Below are 20011 nucleotides of genomic sequence, written 5' to 3'. Positions count from 1 at the left end.
CACTGCGCGGGATCCCCGACCCGGGAATGCGAGCCCTCGCATCGGGGGCCGGATCGCCGCGGCGGCGGGCCGATCGGCCGGAAAGACCGCGCCGCGCCTGGCGGCGAAACCGGGGCGGGGGCAGATCCTCCACGGTCGCGGCGCGACGATGGGCTCCCTTGGATTGGTTCCCGTCCATGGCATCACGCTGCGCGTGCCTGACAGCGGTCACCGGGTTCGGAGAAACCGCCGCGCTGCGCGTGCTGGAAATGCGGGCGGAAAGCGCACCGCCTGGTAGGCGTGCGCGGCGCAGCGTGGCCTGCTAAAGACGGCGCAACCGCGCCGACACGGATTGGCCCGCCAGCGATGCGTACCGGTACCCGTCGTCCCGTTGCCATGTCGATCGCGTCTCGCTGGCGTGGCACGGCGCTCGCCGCCCTCGTGATGCTCGCGATCCTGGCCGGCGGCGCCACCGCGGAGGATCTCGGCGGACCGCCGGTGGCGGCGGACGCAATCCCGGATCCGCTGTCCCTCGGGCAGGCGCTGGATTTCTTCCGCCAGCACGGCATCGAGCTGCTGCTCGCCGACGCGGCGGTCGCCGGCGCGCGCGGCGATCTGCGGGCGGCATCGGCCTTCCCGAACCCGGCCGTGGCGGCGAGCGGCGGACACTCGTTCAACTACGATCCGAGCCAGTGCAACGGCGGCTGTTCGGCCACCGCGGTGTCGGTCAACGTGTCGGATCAGGGACTGGTCATCGACCTGCTGGTCGGCAAGCGGCGCCTGCGCACCGACGTGGCGGCGGCGGCCGTGGCCGCGGCCACGCTGTCGCGCGCCGACGCCGAGCGCACGCTCCTGCCGGCGGTGAAGCAGCAGTACCTGCGCGCCGCCCTGGGAGCCGCCGCCCTGGAGCGGGCGCGCGATCTGGCGCGCACCGCCGGGGAGACCTTCGCGCTGGTGCGGCGGCGCTTCGATACCGGCGCCGTGTCGGAGGCCGACCTGGCCCGCGCCGAGGTGGCGCAGCTCGAGGCGGAGCGCGCGGTCGACGTGGCGGCCGAGGAGCTGACCGCCGCGAAGGCCGGCCTCGCCGCTCTGCTCGGCATCCGCGGCGCCATCGTCGACTACCGCCTGGCGGACGGGATTCCGCCCTTCCGCGTCCCGCCCCAGGTGCGCGACGCGAGCGCCGAGTCGCTGCGCGAGCTGGCGCTCGCCCACCGCCCCGACCTGGCGGCGGCGCGCACGCGCGTCGGCGGCGCCGAGGCCGCCCTCGACCTGGCGCGCCGCGAGCGCTTTCCCGACATCGCGCTGACCGCGCAGTACCAGCAGGAGGGGACGGGGCAGGAGGCGATCCAGCCGCCGACGGCGACCTTCGGGGTCTCGTTGCCGCTGCCGCTGCTCTACCAGAACCAGGGAGAGATCGGCGCCGCGGCGGCCGCGCTCCAGGCGCGCACGCTCGAGGCGCGCAAGCTCGAGCTGCAGGTCGGCAGCGACGTCGCCAGCGCCCTGGCCTCCGTCGATTCCGCCCGCCGCCGCGTCGAACGCGATCAATCCCGCCTCCTCGAGCAGGCCGGGCGGGCGCGCGACCTGGTGCACTACCGGTACGAGAAAGGCGCGGTATCGCTGTTCGAGCTCCTCGACGCGGAGCGCACCCTGGCGGCGACCCGCACGGCGTACGATGGCGATCTCGGCGACTACTGGACGGCGATCTACACGCTCGAGCAGGTCGTCGGCGTGGAGCTCGAATGATCAGGATCCGAGGCGTCGCACCCGGGCGGTCGTGGCCATGGTGGGTCGGCCCCCTGTTGCTCGTCGCCATGCTGGCCGGCGCCTGCGGCGATCCGCCGCCGGAAGGCGCGGTCCCCGCTCCGCGGGTCGAGGGCGACGCCGTGGTGCTGGATGTGACGTCGCCGCAGATGGGGGCGCTGCAGATCGATGTCGCGCAACCTCGCCAGGCGACGGTGCGCAGCTTCACCGGTCGGCTGGCGTGGGACGAGGAGCGGACGGTGCGCGTCTACTCGCCGATGGCGGGTCGCGTCCAAGAGATCCTGCGCCAGCCGGGGGATGCGGTCGCCCTCGGGGACGCGCTCGCCGTCGTCCAGTCGCCGGACTTCGCGCAGGTCCAGGCCGAGGAGCGCAAGGCCGCTGCCAACCTCGTGCTCGCCACCCGCACCGTCGAGCGGCAGCGCGACCTCTATGCCCACGGCGCCGGCGCGCGACAGGAGCTGGAGGCCGCCGAGGACGATTACCAGTCGGCGCTCTCCGAGGTCGCGCGCAGTCGGTCGGCGCTGGCCGCGTATGGCGGCCGGGTCGGTCGAGTCGACGGCGAGCTCATCCTCACCAGCCCGCTGGCCGGCGTGGTGGTGGAGCGCAACGTCACGCCCGGGCAGCAGATCCGGCCCGACCAGATGCTCGCCAGCGATCCGGCGCAGGTGCAGCCGCTCTTCACCGTCAGCGATCCGAGCCATCTGTGGGTGCTGCTCGACGTGGCCGAAGCCGACCTCGCCGCCCTGCAACCGGGGCAGGCGCTCGTCGTCACCTCACGCGCCTACCCGGGGCGAGAGTTTCCCGGCCGTCTCGACCTCATCGGCGCGTCGCTCGATGCGGCGACCCGCACCGTCAAGGCGCGCGGCAGCGTCGACAACCCGGACGGGCTGCTCAAAGCCGAGATGTACGTCAACGTGACGACGAGCGAGCCCGCGCCGGCGGTCGGCGCCGAGATCCCGGTGACCGCGCAGTTCGTCGACGGCGACCAGCACTACGTCTTCGTCGAGCGCGCGCCCGGTCGCTTCGTGCGCACCCCCGTGCGCCTCGGCCCGGTGGCGAATGACCGGATGCCGGTGCTCGAAGGCCTGGCGCCGGGGGAGCGCATCGTGACCCGCGGTGGGTTGCTGCTGCAGCAGATCCTCACCGCCGGCTCGTCTGGTTGATGCGGATTCTCGTCTCCACCCTGCTGCGCCACCGGCCGATCGTCCTGGCGCTCCTCGCGGCGTTCGTCGTCGCCGGCATCGCCGCGTTCCGCGACCTGCCGGTCGAAGCGTATCCCGACGTCACCAACATCCAGGCCCAGGTGATCACCCTGTGGCCCGGGCATGCCGCGGAGGAGGTGGAGCGCTTCATCACCGTCCCGGTCGAGAACGAGCTCAACAGCATCGCCAAGCGCGCGGCGCTGCGCTCGATCTCGCTGTTCGGACTGTCGGTGGTGACGATCGTCTTCGACGACGACGCCGATGGCTTCCGCGCCCGCAGCCAGGTGGCCCAGCAACTGGCGGCGGTCGACCTGCCGGCCGGGGCCGAGGCCAGCGTCTCGCCCGATTCGACGCCGGTCGGCGAGATCTATCGCTACCACCTCGTCGGGCCGCCGGACATGCCGTTGGTCGAGCTCAAGGCGATCCAGGACTGGGTCGTCGAGCGGCGGCTGCGCACCGTGCCCGGCGTCGTCGACGTCGTCGGCTTCGGCGGGCCGACGAAGCAGTACCAGGTGATCGTCGACCCGGCGAAGCTGCGCGCCTATGACGTGTCGCTCGCCGACGTGCTGGCCGCCCTGCAGGCGGGCAATCGCAACGCCGGAGGCGCCTACATCGAGCAGGGCCCACAGATGTACGTCGTGCGCGGCCTCGGCCTGGTGGGCGACCTGAACGACCTGAAGGCGATCGCCGTCGCCACCCGCCACGGCACGCCGATTCGCGTCGGCGACCTGGGCGAGGTGGCGATCGGCCACCAACTCCGCCTCGGCCGCGTCGGCCTCACCGTGCCGGCGCCCGGACGAGCGTTCGATGCGGTCGACGAGGACGACATCGTGCAGGGCATCGTGCTCCTGCGCAAAGGCGAGAACGCCCTCGCGGTGCTGGAGCGGGTCCGCGAAAAGGTCGCGGCGATCAATCGCGGCGACCTGCCGCCGGGCGTGCGGATCGTGCCGCACTACGACCGCACCGAGCTCATCGAACGGACCCTGCACACGGTTCGCCACAACATGCTCGAGGGCATCGCCCTCGTGCTGGTGGTCCTGGTGGCGTTCCTCGGCATCGGCAACCTGCGCGCCGCGCTGGTCGTCGCGTCGACGGTGCCGCTGTCCCTGCTCGGCGCCTTCCTCCTCCTCGACCTGCGCGGCGTGCCGGCCAACCTGATCTCCATGGGCGCCATCGACTTCGGCATCATCGTCGACTCGGCCGTGGTGGTGATCGAACGCCTCCTGCGCTTGCGCGACGACAACGACGAGCCGCGCACCTCGCTGCGGCAGTTGATCGTCGAGGCGACGGCGCGCATGGGCCGGCCGATCCTGTTCTCGAAGGCGATCCTGCTCGCCGCGTTCCTGCCGCTGTTCACGATGGAGCGGGTCGAGGGCCGGATCTTCCATCCGATGGCCCTGACCCTGGCGTTCGCCATCCTCGCCGGCACGGTGCTGGCGGTGACCGCCGTGCCGGTGCTCGCCAGCTTCGCCGTGCGCCGCGAGCCCGCCGAGGGCGAGGCGGTCCTCGTCCGCTGGCTGGAACGCGCCTACCGTCCGATGCTCGAATGGGCCCTGCGCCGGCGTGCCGCGGTCATCGGCCTCGCCCTCGTCGCGCTCGCCGGCGGCGGCACCGTGCTGCACTTTCTCGGCACCGAGTTCCTGCCGAAGCTCGACGAGGGGGCGCTCTGGATCCACGTGATCCTGCCGGAGTCGATCTCGCCGACCGATGCGGCGGCGCTGGCGCGCGAGGTGCGCCGCGGCCTCGCGGAGTTCCCGGAGGTGCGCACCATCGTCTCGCAGATGGGGCGACCGGACGATGGCACGGATGTGAACGGGTTCGACCAGGGGGAGGTCTACGTCAGTCTGCGGCCGCGCGAGGAGTGGACGACGGCGCGCACGCGCGACGGCCTCGTCTCGGCCATGAACGCGCGCCTGCGGCGCATTCCCGGCGTCGACTATCTCTTCAGCCAGGTGATCGAGGACAACGTCAACGAAGCGGTGTCGGGCATCAAGGGCGAGCTCGGCATCAAGATCTTCGGCGGCGATCCCGTGACGTTGGAGTCGCTCGCCGACCAGGTGGTCGGAGTGTTGCAGGGCGTCGCCGGGGCGCAGGACGTCGGCCGCGAACGCCTGTCCGGGCTGCCGCAGGTGCAGATCGCGATCGATCGCGCGGCGATCGCCCGCCTCGGCCTGAGCGTGGCGGACGTCGAATCGGTGATCGAGACCGCCTTCGGCGGCGCGGTGGCGACCAAGATCCTCGAGGGCGAGCGCACCTTCGACGCGGCGGTGAAGCTGGCGCCACAGGCGGTCTCGGGCGTCGAGGCGATCCGAGAGATTCCGATCCTCGGCCCCAACGGCGAGCGGCTGACGCTCGGATCGGTCGCATCGGTCGAGATCCGGCCCGGCTACGCCAACATCTACCGCGAGGAGAACCAGCGGCGCATCGCCGTCAAGCTGTCGGTGCGCGACCGCGACCTCGGCTCGCTGGTCGCCGAGGCGCAGCGCGAGGTCGACAGGGTCGTGCGCCTTCCGCCCGGGTATCACCTCGAGTGGACCGGATCCTTCGAGAACCAGCAGCGGGCGGTGCGGCGTCTGGCGGTGGTGGTGCCGATCACCCTGCTCGTCATCTTCTTCCTCCTCTTCAGCGCCTTCGATTCCGCTCGCCTGGCCATGCTGATCCTGCTCAACATCCCGTTCGCCGCCATCGGCGGCATCGTGGCGCTGCCACTCGCGGGGCTGACGCTGTCGGTGTCGGCGCTGGTCGGCTTCATCGCGGTGTTCGGCGTCTCGGTGCAGAACGGCGTCCTGCTCATCGAGAGCATCGGCGCGCGGCGCGAGCGCCTGCCGCCGCAGGCGGCCGTGCACGAGGGCGCGCTCTCGCGCATGCGCCAGGTGACGATGACCGCCGCGATGGCGGCGCTCGGTCTCTTGCCGGCGGCGCTCTCGCACGCCGTCGGCGCCGAAACGGCTCGTCCGTTCGCGGTGGTCATCATCGGCGGCCTCGTCACCGCGACGGCCCTGACGCTGTTCGTGCTGCCGGTCCTGTACACCCTCTTCGACCGCGCGGCCGAGGGGCACGACTGAGGCGCGTCCGCGGGCGCTTCGCCGCGCCCGCGGTTGGCAGTGTCGACGCCATCCCCTATCGTCGGTGGCGAAGAAAGACGGCTGATGCTCGTGGCCAATGCCCTTGCCGGTCGGCGCAACCACCCTGCGTGCCGCCCGCGTCGACCGCGACGAGACCGGGACGCAGGGTGGGCTCGCCGACAGCGGCGTTGGTCCATACGCCGATCCCGATCCCTCCCTCTCCTCGCCGCCCTGATGGCCGTCCTGTCTCGGGCGCGCCGCGGCGATGCCGATGAGCGTTATGCGATGCGCGACGCCGTGTCGCCCCGCGCCACCGCCGCGCGCCGCCTCGGCGCCGCCGATCCGGCCGAGCGCCTCGACCTCAGCATCACCCTGCGACTGCGCGATGCCGACGGGCTCGCCGCTCTGCTCGCCGCCCAGCAGGATCCCGGGTCGCCGCAGTACCATCGCTGGCTGACGCCGGAGCAGTTCGCCGCCCGCTTCGCCCCCGCACCGGAGACCTACGCCGCCGTCGTCGACTGGCTGGGGAGCGAGGGCTTCACCGTCCGCCCCAAGGTCAACGCCGCGCGCGTCGACTTCAGCGGCGACGTGGCGCGCATCGAGGACTGCTTCGGCGTGCGCATGGGCCGCTACGAGGATCGCGGCCGGACCCTGGCGGCGAACGAGTCGCCGCCGCTGCTGCCGATCGCGCTGCGCGATGCGGTCGACGTCGTGCGCCTGAACACGTTCCCGCTGGCCGAGCCGTCGGTGCGCTTGACGGATGGGACGCAGACCTTCGACGCGATGGCGCCGTCGGACATGGCGGCGGCGTACGGCATCCGAGCGCTGCACGATGCCGGCACGACCGGTGCGCAGCAGACCATCGCGGTGGTCGCGCGCTCGGACTTCGCCAGCGCGGACGTCGCCCAGTTCCAGACCCAGTTCGGCGTGCCCGGGCGCGCCCCGCTCAAGGTGTTTCCGACCACCAACCCGGGCGTCGGCGCGCCCAACGGGGTGTGCCGGGGCATCCGCAACTCGCGGCAGCTCGCGCAGTGCCTGCAGGGCGAGCAGACGGAAGTGCTCCTCGACACGGAATGGGCCAGCGCCCTCGCCCCGGCGGCCACTGTGCTGGTCGACATCAGCGGCGCCGACATCGACGTGTCGCTCATGGACATCGTGACGACGCACCCCGAGGCGACGGTCATCACCATGAGCTTCGGCGCCTGCGAGCGCCTGGACAGCGGCGATCTGAGGATCTTCGCCCCGCTGTATGCCCAGGCCGCGGCGCAGGGACAGACGGTGCTCGTGTCCTCCGGGGACGGCGGCGCCGACGGGTGCCAGGACGGGATGGGGCGCAGCGTCAACGTGCTGGCGAGCGATGCCACCGTCACCGCCGTCGGCGGCACCACCCTCGACCCCGGCTTCGACGCGAGCGGCCACGCCACGGGGCACGTCGGGGAGACGGCGTGGAACAACTCGGCGGGCGCCTCGGGCGGCGGCGCCAGCCAACTGGTGGCGAAGCCCGCCTACCAGAGCGCGCCCGGCGTCCCCGCCGACGGCGCCCGCGATCAGCCCGACGTCTCGCTGCTCGCCGATCCGAACGGCCCCGGGTACGTCGTCGTCGTCGCCGGCGCGATCGACATCGTCGGCGGCACCAGCGCCGCGGCGCCGAGCTGGGCCGGCATCGTCGCCCTGCTCGATCAGCAACAGGGCCAGGCGTTGGGGGCGCTCAATCCGCTGCTCTACGAGCTCGGCCGGCAGCAGTACGGCGCCGCCGGGACGCCCGTCTTCCACGACGTCACCCAGGGCGACAACGCCGTCGACGGCGTCGCCGGGTACGCCGCGGGCGTCGGCTACGATCTGGTCAGCGGCCTCGGGACCCCCGACGTGGCGGCGCTGGAGGCGGCCATCGGCGCGGCTCTCGCGACCCCGACCGGCACTGCCCCGCCGACCGAGACGCCCACCGCGACCTCGCCGCCGACACGCACCGCGACACCGACGGTGCTCGCGACTCGGGTCGCGACGCCGACGGCGACGCCGACGGGCACGGCGACGTCGGCGGTCACCGCGACCATGCCGCCCCTGGCGCTGTGCGCCGGCGACTGCAACGGCGACGGGGTGGTCGAAGTGAACGAGGTCATCCAGCTCGTCGACCTCGCCCTCGGCAGCGCCGCGGACTGCTCGACCTGCCGCAACGGCATTGCGCCAGGGGAGCCGTGCCCGTCGGCGATCACCATCGCGGTGCTGGTCGAGGCCGTGCGCCACGCCCTGGACGGCTGCGCGGCCTGATCGGCGCCGGCGACCGGTCGAGGCGCCGTGATCGGGCGCGAGCCCGCGCGCCGTTCAGTGCCCCACCATCTCGTCCGCGACCGGGAGGCGCTCGCGGGCGCCGTACGCCGCCTCGCTCGTCGTCTTGACGCGCCACAGACTGCGCTCCGCCCAGCGTCGGAGGATTCCCAGGTGATCGGTCATCTCCTGCGCCAGACTGGCGGGATGGTGCTGGAGGAGCACGGTCACGCGCGTCCCCGCATAGCCGATCGGCTCGAGGGAGATCGTGCCGTTGAGGCTGGGGCCGCTGCGGCTCATCCAACTGATCGAGCGATCCTCGACCATGTCGGTGATCTCGATCAGCCACGGGATCCGCACCCCGAGGACGTGGCCCACCCAGTAGAGCGTGCGATCGTCGATCTGCCGCACCGTGTCCACGCCGGGGAGCAGCGCGGGCAGGTGCTCGAATCCCGTCAGCGTCTCGAAGAGCACCGCGGCCGGGACATCGATCTCCATCGCGGCTTCGATCATCGACATGGTGGATTCTCCGGTCGTCACGCCGCGTCCGGACACCCGGACGGTGGCCCGTCCTCCGGCGCCACGGCGGCGGCGAGCAGGGCGCGCAGGTCATCGATGTTGAACGGCTTGTCGAGCACCGCCGCGGCCATGTCGGCGGCCGCGGCGCGCGTCGCCGCGTCGGCGAACGCGGTGATCAGGATGACCGGATTGCCCCACTCGAACTGCCGCAGACCGCGCAGCACGGCGAGGCCATCGGGCCCCGGCATGCGCACGTCCGACACCAGCACGTCCGGCGTCTGGAAGCGCTCCGGCCACAGGATGGTGGCGCTGAAGTGCCGCAGCAACTCGTTTCCGCTGGCGGCTTCGATGACCTCGTACCCGTCGTGGCGCAACACCGAGGCGAGCATGGCGCGAAACTCGCTGTCATCCTCCGCGAGCAGGACCCGGCCGCGTGCCGGATCGCTCGGCGCGACCGCCCGCGCCTGTGGGCATTGGCTAGCCATACGCATTGCTCCTCCGAGCGTGCACAGGATTCGCTCATTCGGAGGAGCAGCCGACGTGCCAAGCGATCCCGATCAGCCGGCGCGAGGACTCGCCGGCGTCGAGCCGTAACCCATCGGACCTCCGTCAACACGCGCCTGTGTCATTCGGTCTCGACCGAATCGGCCACGTCCCGCCTCGAGCCTTACGGCAGGCGCGTGCTGGCGGACGGTTGGCCGCGTCGGCGCCGCCAGAGCGCGGCGAGCAGCGCCGCGCCGACGGCGACGGCGGGCCCGCCAGCGCGAGGAGGACCGGGCGCGATGGCGCAGGCCAGCCCCGAGGCGCTGTTGGCTCCACTCTTGCCGCCGCCGCTGCCGCTCCCTCCCGCCGGCTGCGACTCTTCGTCGGGGTAGTCGAGATAATCGCGATTGTCGGGAATCGGCGAGCCGTCGCCGTCGTCGTTCAGATGGTCGCAGAGCGTCGGCAGCTCGAGATCCATCTCGTCCCAGAACGGGTTGACGTGGTAGTAGCGTCCGCGCTCGCTGGACCCCTGGAGCCACTGCGCGGGCAGCGTGCGATTGCGAAACTCGAGCGCGCTGTCCGGACGCGCATAGTGGAAGCCGGCGTCCAGCCACCCGGCATCCGGCACCTGGTCGGTGCGCGTCGTGCGGTCAGCCAGGCCGAGCTCCACGGCGCGCGGTGGCGCGAAGTCGATGGCCGGGCTGTCCGCCGACTGATCGGCCGCCAGGTGCTGCAACTGGAAGGCGTCGTCGGCGAAGCCATCGCCGCCGAGGATGCCGTCGCGCCCCGCCGGGGCGGCGAAGAGCGGATCGCGGCGCAGGTCGCTGTCCGGGCGGGGGGTGTTGGCCGCGTAGCCATCGGCGTTGATGTTGTAGGCCGCGAGGTAGCCAGGCCGGCTGTCGCCCGGCGCCACCGCCGAGCCGAGGTGGAAGCCGTTCTTGGCGTTGCGTTGGGCGATGTTGTAGCGGACGCGCGCGCACGGCGATGCGGCACCGGCAGGTCCGATGGTGAAACCGTTGGCGCCGTTGTCGTAGGCGGTGTTGTTCTGCACCACGGCGCGGTGCGACCCGCTGCCGCGTTTGCCGCTGATCTGGATGCCGCCCGTGCCGTTGGCGTAGGCGAGGTTGTTGGTCACGCGCACGTCATGCGCCTCGCGCACGTCGATGCCGCGCTGCAGGTTCGAGAACGCCACGTTGTTGCGCACCCAGGCGTGGTGCGAGGCGCGCTGGATCTGGATCCCCGCGGTGCGAGCGTTGGTGACGTGGAAGCCGTCGACCACCGCGAAGGGAGCGTTGAAGATCACGAACCCGGTATCCTGGCCGCCCGCATCCACCAGCACCGGCCCGGGATCGTCGCCGGTGAGCTGGCCCCAGGCATCGCCGAGGAACGACATGCGTCCGCTGCGTTGCTGCACGAAGATCGTGCCTTCTTCATACCGACCGGGACCGACGACGATGGTGACCCCGGCCTTGCCGAGGCGCGCCGCGGCCTTGATGGAGCGCATGGCGCGGTTCGGCATTCGACCGTGGTTGCGGTTGTTGCCGGTCATCCGCACGTACACCGGCATGAACGGCAACTCGACGTCGAGCTGCCGGTTGAGGATCGCGTACTGGGTGTCCGGATCGAGCTGGCCGAGATCCCCGCCCAGTTGCAGAAATGCATAGTGGATGAAGCTGAGCGGCTGATCGACATCGGCGCCGTGGTGAAAGCCGATGTCGACGCTGGCGACGTCGGCACGACCGTCGATCGTCGCCGAGCCGGTGAGCCCGAGATCGGCGACCGGAATCGTCGTGCCGTCGATGCCGGGACTCGTCGGCTGCAGGCGAAAGTCATCGTCCTCCCAACCCACGCCGCCGAGCACGCCGTCGGCGCCCGCCGGATCGGCGAACAGTGGATCGAGGCTGAAATGGTACGGGTTGGTCGGCGTCTTGTCGCCGACGCCGTCGGGTACGATGTTGAAGCCGGCGACGTAGTCGTCGGTCGAGCCGCTGGCCAGCGTGATGCCGCCGCCGAGATTGCCGGAGAAGATGTTCGCGAGCACCCGGCCACCCGGCGAGGCGGCGTTGGCGCTGCCGATGCGCATGCCCCATCCGGAGTTGAAGGCGACGGTGTTGTTGATGACGATCGGATTGGGCGTCGCGGCGTCGGCGCTTCCCAGCGAGATGCCGCTCTCGCCGCTGTCGTAGATCAGGTTGTTGGCGAGCAGCGGATCGGGGGCCGAGCGGACGAGGATGCCCGTGCCGCCGCTGCTGACGACGATGTTGTGCTGGACGATCGGCGCCACCGCGTCCTCGATGTACACGCCGTGCGCCCCGCTCATCGCGATCACGTTGCCGGAGATGAACGGTATCGCCACGCCGCCCGCCTCGCCGCGGCAGCGCTGCGATGACGAGCTTTCCACGCAGCCTTGCACGGCGATGCCCGTGCTGCCGTTGGCGATCAGGCGGTTGCCGATGACGAGGACCGGACCGCTGGCGACGACGTCGAAGCCGCGCTTGGCGCCGCCCCGCACCTCCATGTTGCGGATGGTGATGTCGGCGCTCGACGCGCCGGGATCGGAACCGCCCGGCAGGCGCGGTCTGACCCGCACGGCGGCGTCGAACGCTCCCTCGACGGTGAAGCCATCGATGACGATGTGTTGGCGGCCCATGATTCCGAAGGCGGCCGTCTCCTGCCCCGGCCGGATCAGCACTTCGCCCGGCGAATCCCCGGTTTCGACGCCGCTCGCATCGGCGACGATCGCGATCGGCCGTCCCGCGATGCCGTTGCGCGCGAGGTCGATGTTGCCTTCCTCGTACACGCCGGGCCCGACCACCACGCGGTCGCCGTGGTTGAACACCGCCGCCGCGCCCCGCTTGATCGTGCGGAAGGCGGCTGTCGGACTCAGGCCGTCATTGTCGTCGCTGCCGATCTCGCGGACGTAGAACACGGTCGCCGGCGCTGCGGACGCCGCAACGATGGGCAGCAATAGGGTGATCAACGCGCTGGGCACTGCCAGCCGGTTTCGCATCGCGACCTCTCCAGGGGGATTTTCCGGCCGTCGCGCAAACTACATGCCACGCTGGCGAAGACGGCCGGTTCACGACGGAGAAGGTCTGTGCTCCTGGTACATCTGGCGGTGCTGCCAATGCGTATGGCGCTGTCGCCATGGCGTGAAGCCATGTGGCGGCGAGGCCAGGGGCGGGCCGCCGTCAGCGCAGGGCGACCAGGCGCGCCAGGAGATCGGCGGCGTGGGCGTGCGTCGCCTCGAAGCGGGCGGCGTCCCAGCCGGCGTCGGCGTGCGGCGCGTAGGTGCGGGGCGCTTCGAAGACGTACTGCTGGGCGTCGCGCCCGACGCCGGCCCGGACCTCGGCGAGGAAGGCCTCGGCGGCGTCCGCGGCGGCGATCGCGTCGGCGCCGCCGCGGCCGCGCGCGTCGGCCGCCAGGGCGGCGATGGTGGTGAGGTACCTGGCGTCGTCGATGCCCTCGCGCGCCAGCTCCCACTGGATGGTCGGGATCGGCGTGCCGTCGCTGCCGAGGAAGCCGTCGCGCACGTCGTAGCCGCCCTCGCCGCGCCGGCCGACGTTGGTCGGGAAGCGGTTCGGCTGCGACGGGTAGGTCCACGGCAGCATGCCGGCGAGGTGGTTGGCCCAGACGAAGTAGCCGAACAGGAAGCGCGGCAGGTAGGTGTTCTGTCCCATCAGGGCGGTGTTGGCATAGAGCGCGAGCTGGGCGCCGGCGGCGGCCGCGTCGTCGTACACCTGCGGGGTGAAGGCGCGATGGGCGACGATCCAGTAGTCGGCCTGGGCGCCGACGGCGCGGGCGGATTCGGGCGTGCAGTTCAGCGCCGTGCGGCCGCCGGCCTGCTTGATGATGGCGAGCAGGCGGGCCGCCAGCTTCTGGCGCGCGTCGGGCGGGTCGAGCAGGCGGATGCCATCGGCCAGGTTCGGCTCCTCGACCGGCAGGAAGATGATGCCCGGCAGGCCGGCGCGGGCGAAGCGGTCGGTGTAGTAGGCGGCGACGTCGCGCGCCACGCGTTCGTCGCGCGCCGCGTCGAACTCGCGGTACGAGGCGGCGCGGTTCACCTTGTTGGTGTGGAGCAGGGTGCCCATCTGGTAGAACATCGGCCGCGGGAACCCGAGGCGCCGCACCAGCGCCATCGCCACCTCGATGTCGCGGACGTACGGATGGCCGTCGCGCACCTCGTATTCCTTCGCCGACCACGGGCTGATGGTGTTCATGCCGTGCGCCCGCTGGTCGCGCAGCATCAGCTCCGCTCGCGCCAGCAGCGCATCGGCGCCGGCGAGGTGGATCTCCTCGACGATGTCGGGGCTGAGCAGCAGCGAATGGCTGTGCGCCAGGACGTGGCTGAGCTCGGCGAGCGGATTGATCGACAGCGTGCCGTAGAGCGCGTCGGCCTCGTGGAGGCGCACGGGGATGACCTCGACGCTGATCGGGATCTGCCGCGCCCCGTGGTCGTGCGCGATGCGCACCGCGCCGCGGTACAGGCCGCCCGGTTGCTCGGCGGGTACGTGGACGGTGAGCCAGTAGGGGCGGACCGAGCCGCGCGGCACGTCGAGCGGCACCGCCGGCTCGAGCGTCTTCGGCACGACGCCGAAGGTGCGGCGCGCGCGGCTCGACAGCGAGGCGCCGTAGAAACGCACCATGCGGATCGACCAGGCGGTGGCGGGGAGGACGTCGCCGGCGTCGTCCGTCAGATCGCCGATGCCGACCGTCAGCGCGTGCAGGTCGCGCACGCCGTAGACGCCGATCTGCGCCGGCTCGTACTCGTCGCGGGTGGCGCGCAGCGCCAGCCCGGCGGCGCGCTCCTCGTCGCGCGGCCGCGCGTCGCGGCCGATGCGCTCTAGCGGGCTGCGGCTGAACGGGATCATGCCGTCGCGCTTGTCGTCGGCGGTCGGGATCGGCCGGTGCTGTGGCTCGCGCAGCTCGATCCAGCGGTCGCGGTGGAACCAGCGCGAGAGGTGCCAGGGCAGATGCCAGCCCAGGATCGCGTGCGCCGGCGCGGCGGTCGCCAGCCAGGCGACCGCCGCCACGAGCAGGGCACGCCGCGCACGGGACGCGGATGGTGAGCGGGGTCGCAGGCGATGGGAGGGGCGCACGGGCGGGTCGTGGATGTCGAGGGCGTGACCTCACGGCGTCGGTGGCGCCGTCGATTCGATCTTTGCGCCTTCGCGGCGCGGGAATCCAAGGCCGATTGGCAGGGAGCTTCCTCCCGCCCCTTGGCGAGTCGCCCCCATCTGTGGTTGGTCGCGGCCATGACGACCAATCCCGCAACCCCTGGTAGCCCGCGCCTGCGCCTCGCCGTCGCCGTGCTCGGCGGCTTCTTCGTCCTGCAGGGACTCGGTTGGATCATCGTCCCGCGCCGCGCCGCGGCGGGGCTCGGCATGCCGCTGCTCACGGGCATCGGACGCAGCACCCAGGTGGGCGACTTCGCCGCCTTCTTCCTCGTCGCCGGTTTCACGATGCTCGCCGGCAGCCGTCCCGGCCGGGCGCACTGGCTGCGCTTCCCGGCGGCATTGATCGGCGGCGCGGCGATCACCCGCACCCTCGCCTGGCTGCTGCACGGCGCCGACTTCGCCGCCCTGTTCATCACCATCGAGCTGGCGACCGGCCTGCTGCTGTGGCGGGCCGCCGGCCACCTCGACGCGCCGGCGTGATCGCGCCGCGCTCGCGCCCCTCGGCCTCTCGTGCCAACGCGCCGCCCGCCCGCCGTCGTCCGTGGGGCGCACCCCGCCAGCCCGTCGCCGCCGGCGCGCCGGCGCAGATGGGGCGTTGCGTCGGCGCGCCGGCGCGCCGATCTCTCCCTGCTGCTGTACGTCCCGCTGGCCGCGGCGCTGCTGCCGTCGCTGACGCTGCGCCTGTGGCGCGACGTCGCCAGCGGGGACGGCTGGGGCGACAGCTTCCAGAACCTCTGGAACCTGTGGTGGGTCGGGCACGCCCTCGGCCGCGGCGAGAGCCTCTACCAGACCGATCTGCTGTTCTGGCCCGAGCGCTCCTCGCTGCTGTTCCATACCCTGACGCCGGCCAACGGCGTGCTGTCGCTGCCGTTGCAATGGCTGGTGCCCGGCGTCGACGGCCTGGTGACGTCGCTCAACCTGCTCACCCTGTTGTCGTTCGCGCTCACCGGCCTCGCCGCGCACCTGCTCGCGCGCGACCACGGCGCCTCGTCGCTCGGCGCCTGGAGCGCCGGCTTTCTCGCCATGTCGCTGCCCTACCGCTTCTGGCACCTGAACCACCTCAACCTGCTGTCGACGCAGTGGGCGTTGTTCACGCTGCTGTTTCTCGATCGCGCGCTGACGCGGCGCGCCTGGCGGTCGGCGCTGGCGGCCGCGGCGTGCGCGGCGCTGACCACCTACTCGGACTACGAGAGCGCCGTCTACACGGCGCTCGCGGCCGCGGTGCTGGTCGTCTGGCGGCTGCCGCCGCTGCTTCGCGATCGCGCCGCGGCGCGGCGGGCGCTCGCCGCGATCGCGCTGTGCGTCGGGTGCGCCCTGGTCCTGCACCTGCCCCTGGCGGCGGCGCTCTGGCAACAGCGGGGTGATCCGCCGCGCCTGCCGTCGCCACTGGAGGCCGCCAGCCTGAGCGCCAACCTGCTGGGCATCGCGCAACCGGCGCCGATCAGCTTCCTGCACCAGGCATGGCCGCCCGCCGCCCTGTCGCGCGACCACGGATTGGCCGGCGACGAGGTGTCGCTCGGCCCGTTGTTCCTCGCCGGTCTGGTCGTCCTGACGGCGTGCCGGCCGCGGCGCGCCCCGCTGCTCTGGCTGACGCTCGGCGGGCTCTTCTGCGTCCTCAGCCTCGGCCCGTCGCTGCACGTCGGCAACACCACCACGCTCGTCGGCGAGATGCCGTACGCCTGGCTGCTGCGCTGGCTTCCGTGGCTCGGCCTGGGTCGCTCGCCGGTGCGCATGGGCGGCATGGCCGGCCTCTTCCTCGCGATCGCGTTCGGGATCCTGGTGGCGCCGCGGGCCGGCGCGGCGCGACGGCCGTGGACGGCGCCGCGGCTGCTCGAGATCGCGCTGCTGGCCGGGCTCGTGCTCGAGCGCTACCCGCGCCTGCCGCCGGCGATGGAGACGCCGCGCGTCCCCGCCTTCTATGCCGCGCTGGCGAGCGATCCGGAGCCGTTCGCGATCATGCCGACGCCGGTCGATTACTATCACCAGCAGGTCTACATGTTCTGGCAGACCGTCCACGGCAAACCCGTGACCTCCGGCGGCGGCGCCCGCGCCAGCGCCGGCACCGGACAGTGGCTGGCCGCCTATCGCCGCGCCCCCGCCGATCGCCGGCAGGCGCTGTTGCAGCAGGCGAACGTCCGCTACGTCGTCGAGCACGCGGCGCGCCACGACGAGCTGCTGGCGGGCGAGCCGCGCGTCGTGGTCGTCCCGCCGCTCCCGCCGCCAGCGCCGCCGCCATGACGCGGCGCGGGCGCTACGCCGGCGGCGTTCCGCCGTGGTATGGGCGACGACCGTGCGCGGCGACCTTCGCTCCCTGACGCTCCTCTCGATCGCGGCCTTCGCGCTGTTGCTGATCGGCGGCCAGCAGTCGGGGATCTTCCGCGACGAGCTCTACTACATCGCCTGCGCCAAGCGGCTGGCGTGGGGCTACGTCGACCATCCGCCGCTGTCGATCGCCCTGCTGGCGGCGGTGCGGGCGACGCTCGGCGAGTCGCTGCTGGCGTTGCGGCTGCCGGCGGCGGCCGCCGGGGCGGTCACCATCTTCCTGAGCGGCCTGCTGACGCGCGCCCTCGGCGGCGGTCGCGGCGCCATGCTGCTGAGCGCGCTGGCGGTCGCGCTCACCCCCCAACTGCTGGCGATCAGCAGCTTCTTCTCGATGAACGCGCTCGAGCTGGTCGCCTGGGCGCTGCTCGAGCTGCTGGCGATCCGCATCCTCGGCGGCGGCTCGCCGCGCCTGTGGCTCGTCTTCGGCGCCGTCGCCGGCATCGGGCTGCTCGACAAGTACTCGGTGGCGCTGTTCGGCGCCGGCCTGGTCATCGGCATGCTCTGCACCGGGCAGCGTCGCCTGCTCCTCGGCCCCTGGCCCTGGCTGGGCGGGATGCTGGCGCTGCTGCTGTTCGCGCCCCACCTGTGGTGGGAGCACGCCAACGGCTGGCCGACGCGCGAGTTCATGGCCAACGCCACGGCGCGCAAGAACGTGCACCTGAGCGCCCTCGACTTCTTCGCCGGCCAGGTGACGCTCGCCCATCCGGTCGCCGCGCCGCTGTGGATCGGCGGCCTGGTGGCGCTGCTCGGCGCGCGCCGCTTCGCGGCGCAGCGGCCGCTCGGCATCGCCTATCTGGTCGCCTTCGCGGTGCTGGTGGCGCAGGGCGGCAAGGCCTACTACCTCTCGCCCATCTACCCGATGCTGTTCGCCGCCGGCGCGGTGTGGCTCGAGGCGGCGGCGGCGCGCCGCGCCTGGCGCTGGCCGCTGCCGGCGGCGTCCGCCGCGGTGCTGGTCGGCGGGCTCGCCGTCGCGCCGCTGGCGATGCCGGTGCTGCCGCCGGCCGTGCACGTCCGCTACGCCGCGGCCATCGGCCTCGGGCCACCGGCGATGGAGCACAACCGCCAGGGGGCGCTGCCGCAGCACGTGGCCGACCGCTACGGTTGGGAGGAGCTGGTGGCCGCGGTCGGCCGCGCCGCCGATCGCCTGTCGCCCGACGAGCGCGCCCGCGCCGTCGTCTTCGCCGGCAACTACGGCGAGGCGGGCGCCCTCGAGCTGCTCGGCCGCGGCCTGCCGCGCGTCGTCAGCGGCCACAACAACTATTGGCTGTGGGGCCCGGGCGACCTGCGCGCCGACGATCCGGTGCTCGTGGTCGGCGTGCGCGGCGGCGAGCTGCGCCCCTACTTCGCCCAGTTCGAGCAGGTCGAGACGGTGCGTTGCGAGTGGTGCATGCCGTACGAGAACGACCTCCCCATCTACCTCGGCCGCGGCCTCCGGCAGCCGATCGGCGAGCTGTGGCCGACGGTGCGCGCCTTCATCTGAGATCCGCTGGGAGACGACACATGCCGACGATGTGGCAACGCGACCTCGAAACCGATCGGGCGAACCTCACCGCCTGGCTGCGGCGGCGACTGCCGGACGCCGGCGATCTGCGGGTCAGCGACCTGGTGGCGCCGCAGTCGTCGGGCTTCTCCAACGACACCCTGCTCTTCGATCTCGAGTACACCAGCGACGGCCGGGCGAGGCGCGAGCCGCTGGTGGTGCGCATCGAGCCCACCGGTTTCCAGGTGTTCCCCGAGTACGATCTCGGCCTGCAGTTCCGCACCATGCAGCGGTTGCGCGCGACCGCGATCCCGGTGCCGCCGACGCGCTGGATCGAGACCGAGGACCGGCGCGTGCTGGGCGGCGCCTTCTACGTGATGGATCAGGTGAGCGGCCGGGTGCCGCCCGACAACCCGCCGTACCATGCCGCCGGCTGGCTGACCGACGCGACGCCCGAGGAGCGGGCGGCGGTCTGGTGGTCCGGCATCGAGACGCTGGCCGCGATCCATCGGCTCGACTGGCGCGCCCTCGGCTTCGCCGACCTCGCCCGGCCGCGGCTCGGCGCGACGCCGCTCGACTGGCAACTCGCCTACTACGAACGCTACGAAGCGTGGGCCTCGCGCGGGCTGCCGCAGCCGACGATCGAGGCGGCGCGCGCCTGGTTGCGCGCCCATCAACCGAGCGACGAACCGACGGTGCTGTGCTGGGGCGACGCGCGCATCGGCAACATCATCTTCGCCGGCACCCGTCCGGCGGCGGTGCTCGACTGGGAGATGGTCGCGCTCGGCAGCCCGGAGATGGATCTCGCCTGGTCGATCTTCCTCGACCGCCATCACAGCGAGGGCATCGGCGTGGCCCGCCTGGACGGGTTCCCCAGCCACGAGGAATCGGTGGCGCGCTACGAGCAGCTCACCGGCCACCGCGTCCGCCACCTGCGCTACTACCAGGTGCTCGCCGGCTACCGCTTCGCCGTCATCATGTGCCGCATCGCGCAGCAGATGGTGACCTATGGCGCCATGGACGAGGCAGGCGGCCGCGCCTTCGAGCTCGACAACACCGTCACCCGCCTGCTGGCCAGGATCCTGGACCTGCCCGAGCCCAGCGCGGCGTAGCGCCGGCCGGGCCGCGTCCCCGCCATCCCGTGGCGGAACCTTGACGGGTGCGGTGGGGCGAGCGATATGCCGCGCACTCGAGAAGGAGAGCAGCGATGGGGATGCGCAGCGGCAAAGCGCTGAGACTCGCGAAGCCGGCGACCAAGAAGGCGGCGGCCAGGAAGGTGGCGGCGAAGAAGGTCGCCAGGGCCACGCCCAAGGCGGCGGCGAAGGCGAAGGTGGTCACCCGGACCGTGACGGTGGACCGGAACGCCGCGCTGCGCGCCCTGGCGCGACGCATCGTCGACCTGACGGTCGCCAACCAGGACGAGGCCTCTTTGGCGCTCTATGCCGAGAACGTCGAATCGCGCGAGGCGTCGAATCCGCCGATGATCGGCATCGATGCGATCCGCGAGAAGCTCAAGGCCTGGCGCGGCATGGTCAGCGACGCCGCCTTCGTTCCGCGCTCGGTGACCGCCGACGGCAAGACGATCGTCATCGAATGGGAAGGGCGGGTGACCCTGGCGGCCAGCGGCCGGGTGGCGGAGCTGAATGAAGTCGCGGTGCACGAGGTCGAGAACGGCAAGATCGTGCGCGAGCGGTTCTATTACGACCCCGCGGTGCTGCAGCCGTAAGCGCTGCAGGCCGCCGCGAGGCGGCACGTCGC

General features: G+C 72.4%; 14 protein-coding genes. 10 read left to right on the top strand and 4 right to left on the bottom strand.

The features are described 5' to 3' along the window. Positions 1–375: 375 nt before the first annotated feature. From KF840_09145 to KF840_09125, 5 genes are all read left to right on the top strand, one after another. Positions 376–1722, top strand: coding sequence for a TolC family protein (locus KF840_09145; protein ID MBX3025062.1), 1347 nt, complete (start codon positions 376–378; stop codon positions 1720–1722). Beyond that, positions 1719–2903, top strand: coding sequence for an efflux RND transporter periplasmic adaptor subunit (locus tag KF840_09140; protein ID MBX3025061.1), 1185 nt, complete (start codon positions 1719–1721; stop codon positions 2901–2903). The genes KF840_09145 and KF840_09140 overlap by 4 nt, the downstream gene beginning before the upstream one ends. After that, a complete protein-coding gene (locus tag KF840_09135; protein MBX3025060.1) occupies positions 2903–6007 on the top strand; it encodes an efflux RND transporter permease subunit in 3105 nt (1034 codons plus the stop codon). The genes KF840_09140 and KF840_09135 overlap by 1 nt, the downstream gene beginning before the upstream one ends. 97 nt (positions 6008–6104) lie before the next feature. Next, positions 6105–6242, top strand: coding sequence for a hypothetical protein (locus tag KF840_09130; protein MBX3025059.1), 138 nt, complete (start codon positions 6105–6107; stop codon positions 6240–6242). Beyond that, complete coding sequence (locus KF840_09125; protein ID MBX3025058.1) at positions 6242–8275, top strand: S8/S53 family peptidase; 2034 nt, start codon at positions 6242–6244, stop codon at positions 8273–8275. The genes KF840_09130 and KF840_09125 overlap by 1 nt, the downstream gene beginning before the upstream one ends. Positions 8276–8329: 54 nt before the next feature. Here KF840_09125 and KF840_09120 read toward each other — a convergent pair whose 3' ends face one another. From KF840_09120 to KF840_09105, 4 genes are all read right to left on the bottom strand, one after another. Continuing rightward, positions 8330–8791 carry an SRPBCC family protein gene (locus KF840_09120; GenBank protein ID MBX3025057.1) on the bottom strand — a complete coding sequence of 154 codons (462 nt, stop codon included), beginning with the start codon at positions 8789–8791 and terminating at the stop codon, positions 8330–8332. Positions 8792–8808: 17 nt separating this feature from the next. Further along, on the bottom strand, positions 8809–9276 hold the full coding sequence (locus KF840_09115; protein ID MBX3025056.1) for a response regulator: 468 nt from the start codon (positions 9274–9276) through the stop codon (positions 8809–8811). 182 nt (positions 9277–9458) lie between these two features. Then, on the bottom strand, positions 9459–12284 hold the full coding sequence (locus tag KF840_09110) for a right-handed parallel beta-helix repeat-containing protein (protein MBX3025055.1): 2826 nt from the start codon (positions 12282–12284) through the stop codon (positions 9459–9461). Positions 12285–12465: 181 nt separating this feature from the next. Continuing rightward, positions 12466–14307, bottom strand: a complete 1842-nt coding sequence (locus KF840_09105) for a hypothetical protein (GenBank protein MBX3025054.1) — start codon at positions 14305–14307, stop codon at positions 12466–12468. Positions 14308–14529: 222 nt separating this feature from the next. Between KF840_09105 and KF840_09100 the strand changes: the two genes are divergently transcribed. The 5 genes from KF840_09100 to KF840_09080 all read left to right on the top strand — a co-directional run bounded on the left by KF840_09100 (position 14530) and on the right by KF840_09080 (position 19979). Next, a complete protein-coding gene (locus KF840_09100; GenBank protein MBX3025053.1) occupies positions 14530–14931 on the top strand; it encodes a hypothetical protein in 402 nt (133 codons plus the stop codon). A gap of 30 nt (positions 14932–14961) precedes the next feature. After that, positions 14962–16689 carry a hypothetical protein gene (locus tag KF840_09095; GenBank protein MBX3025052.1) on the top strand — a complete coding sequence of 576 codons (1728 nt, stop codon included), beginning with the start codon at positions 14962–14964 and terminating at the stop codon, positions 16687–16689. 52 nt (positions 16690–16741) lie between these two features. Beyond that, a complete protein-coding gene (locus tag KF840_09090) occupies positions 16742–18253 on the top strand; it encodes a glycosyltransferase family 39 protein (GenBank protein ID MBX3025051.1) in 1512 nt (503 codons plus the stop codon). 20 nt (positions 18254–18273) lie between these two features. Continuing rightward, the gene (locus KF840_09085) at positions 18274–19365 is read left to right on the top strand and encodes a phosphotransferase family protein (GenBank protein ID MBX3025050.1); all 1092 of its coding nucleotides are present in this window, start codon (positions 18274–18276) and stop codon (positions 19363–19365) included. Positions 19366–19460: 95 nt separating this feature from the next. Beyond that, positions 19461–19979: a nuclear transport factor 2 family protein gene (locus KF840_09080; GenBank protein ID MBX3025049.1), complete on the top strand. Its 519-nt coding sequence runs from the start codon at positions 19461–19463 to the stop codon at positions 19977–19979. Positions 19980–20011 lie beyond the last annotated feature (32 nt).

The sequence above is a fragment of the bacterium genome (assembly GCA_019637795.1).
Lineage (GTDB): Bacteria > Desulfobacterota > Binatia > HRBIN30 > CADEER01 > JAHBUY01.
The sequence above is the reverse complement of the archived record's forward strand: the minus strand, read 5'-3'. Positions and strand labels throughout refer to the sequence as shown.

Coding starts and splice junctions, on each gene's coding strand:
- KF840_09145 (MBX3025062.1), top strand. CDS start 376: ATGTCGATCGCGTCTCGCTGGCGTGGCACGGCGCTCGCCGCCCTCGTG.
- KF840_09125 (MBX3025058.1), top strand. CDS start 6,242: ATGGCCGTCCTGTCTCGGGCGCGCCGCGGCGATGCCGATGAGCGTTAT.
- KF840_09115 (MBX3025056.1), bottom strand. CDS start 9,276: ATGGCTAGCCAATGCCCACAGGCGCGGGCGGTCGCGCCGAGCGATCCG.
- KF840_09110 (MBX3025055.1), bottom strand. CDS start 12,284: ATGCGAAACCGGCTGGCAGTGCCCAGCGCGTTGATCACCCTATTGCTG.
- KF840_09120 (MBX3025057.1), bottom strand. CDS start 8,791: ATGTCGATGATCGAAGCCGCGATGGAGATCGATGTCCCGGCCGCGGTG.
- KF840_09080 (MBX3025049.1), top strand. CDS start 19,461: ATGGGGATGCGCAGCGGCAAAGCGCTGAGACTCGCGAAGCCGGCGACC.
- KF840_09130 (MBX3025059.1), top strand. CDS start 6,105: ATGCCCTTGCCGGTCGGCGCAACCACCCTGCGTGCCGCCCGCGTCGAC.
- KF840_09100 (MBX3025053.1), top strand. CDS start 14,530: ATGACGACCAATCCCGCAACCCCTGGTAGCCCGCGCCTGCGCCTCGCC.
- KF840_09085 (MBX3025050.1), top strand. CDS start 18,274: ATGCCGACGATGTGGCAACGCGACCTCGAAACCGATCGGGCGAACCTC.
- KF840_09140 (MBX3025061.1), top strand. CDS start 1,719: ATGATCAGGATCCGAGGCGTCGCACCCGGGCGGTCGTGGCCATGGTGG.
- KF840_09135 (MBX3025060.1), top strand. CDS start 2,903: ATGCGGATTCTCGTCTCCACCCTGCTGCGCCACCGGCCGATCGTCCTG.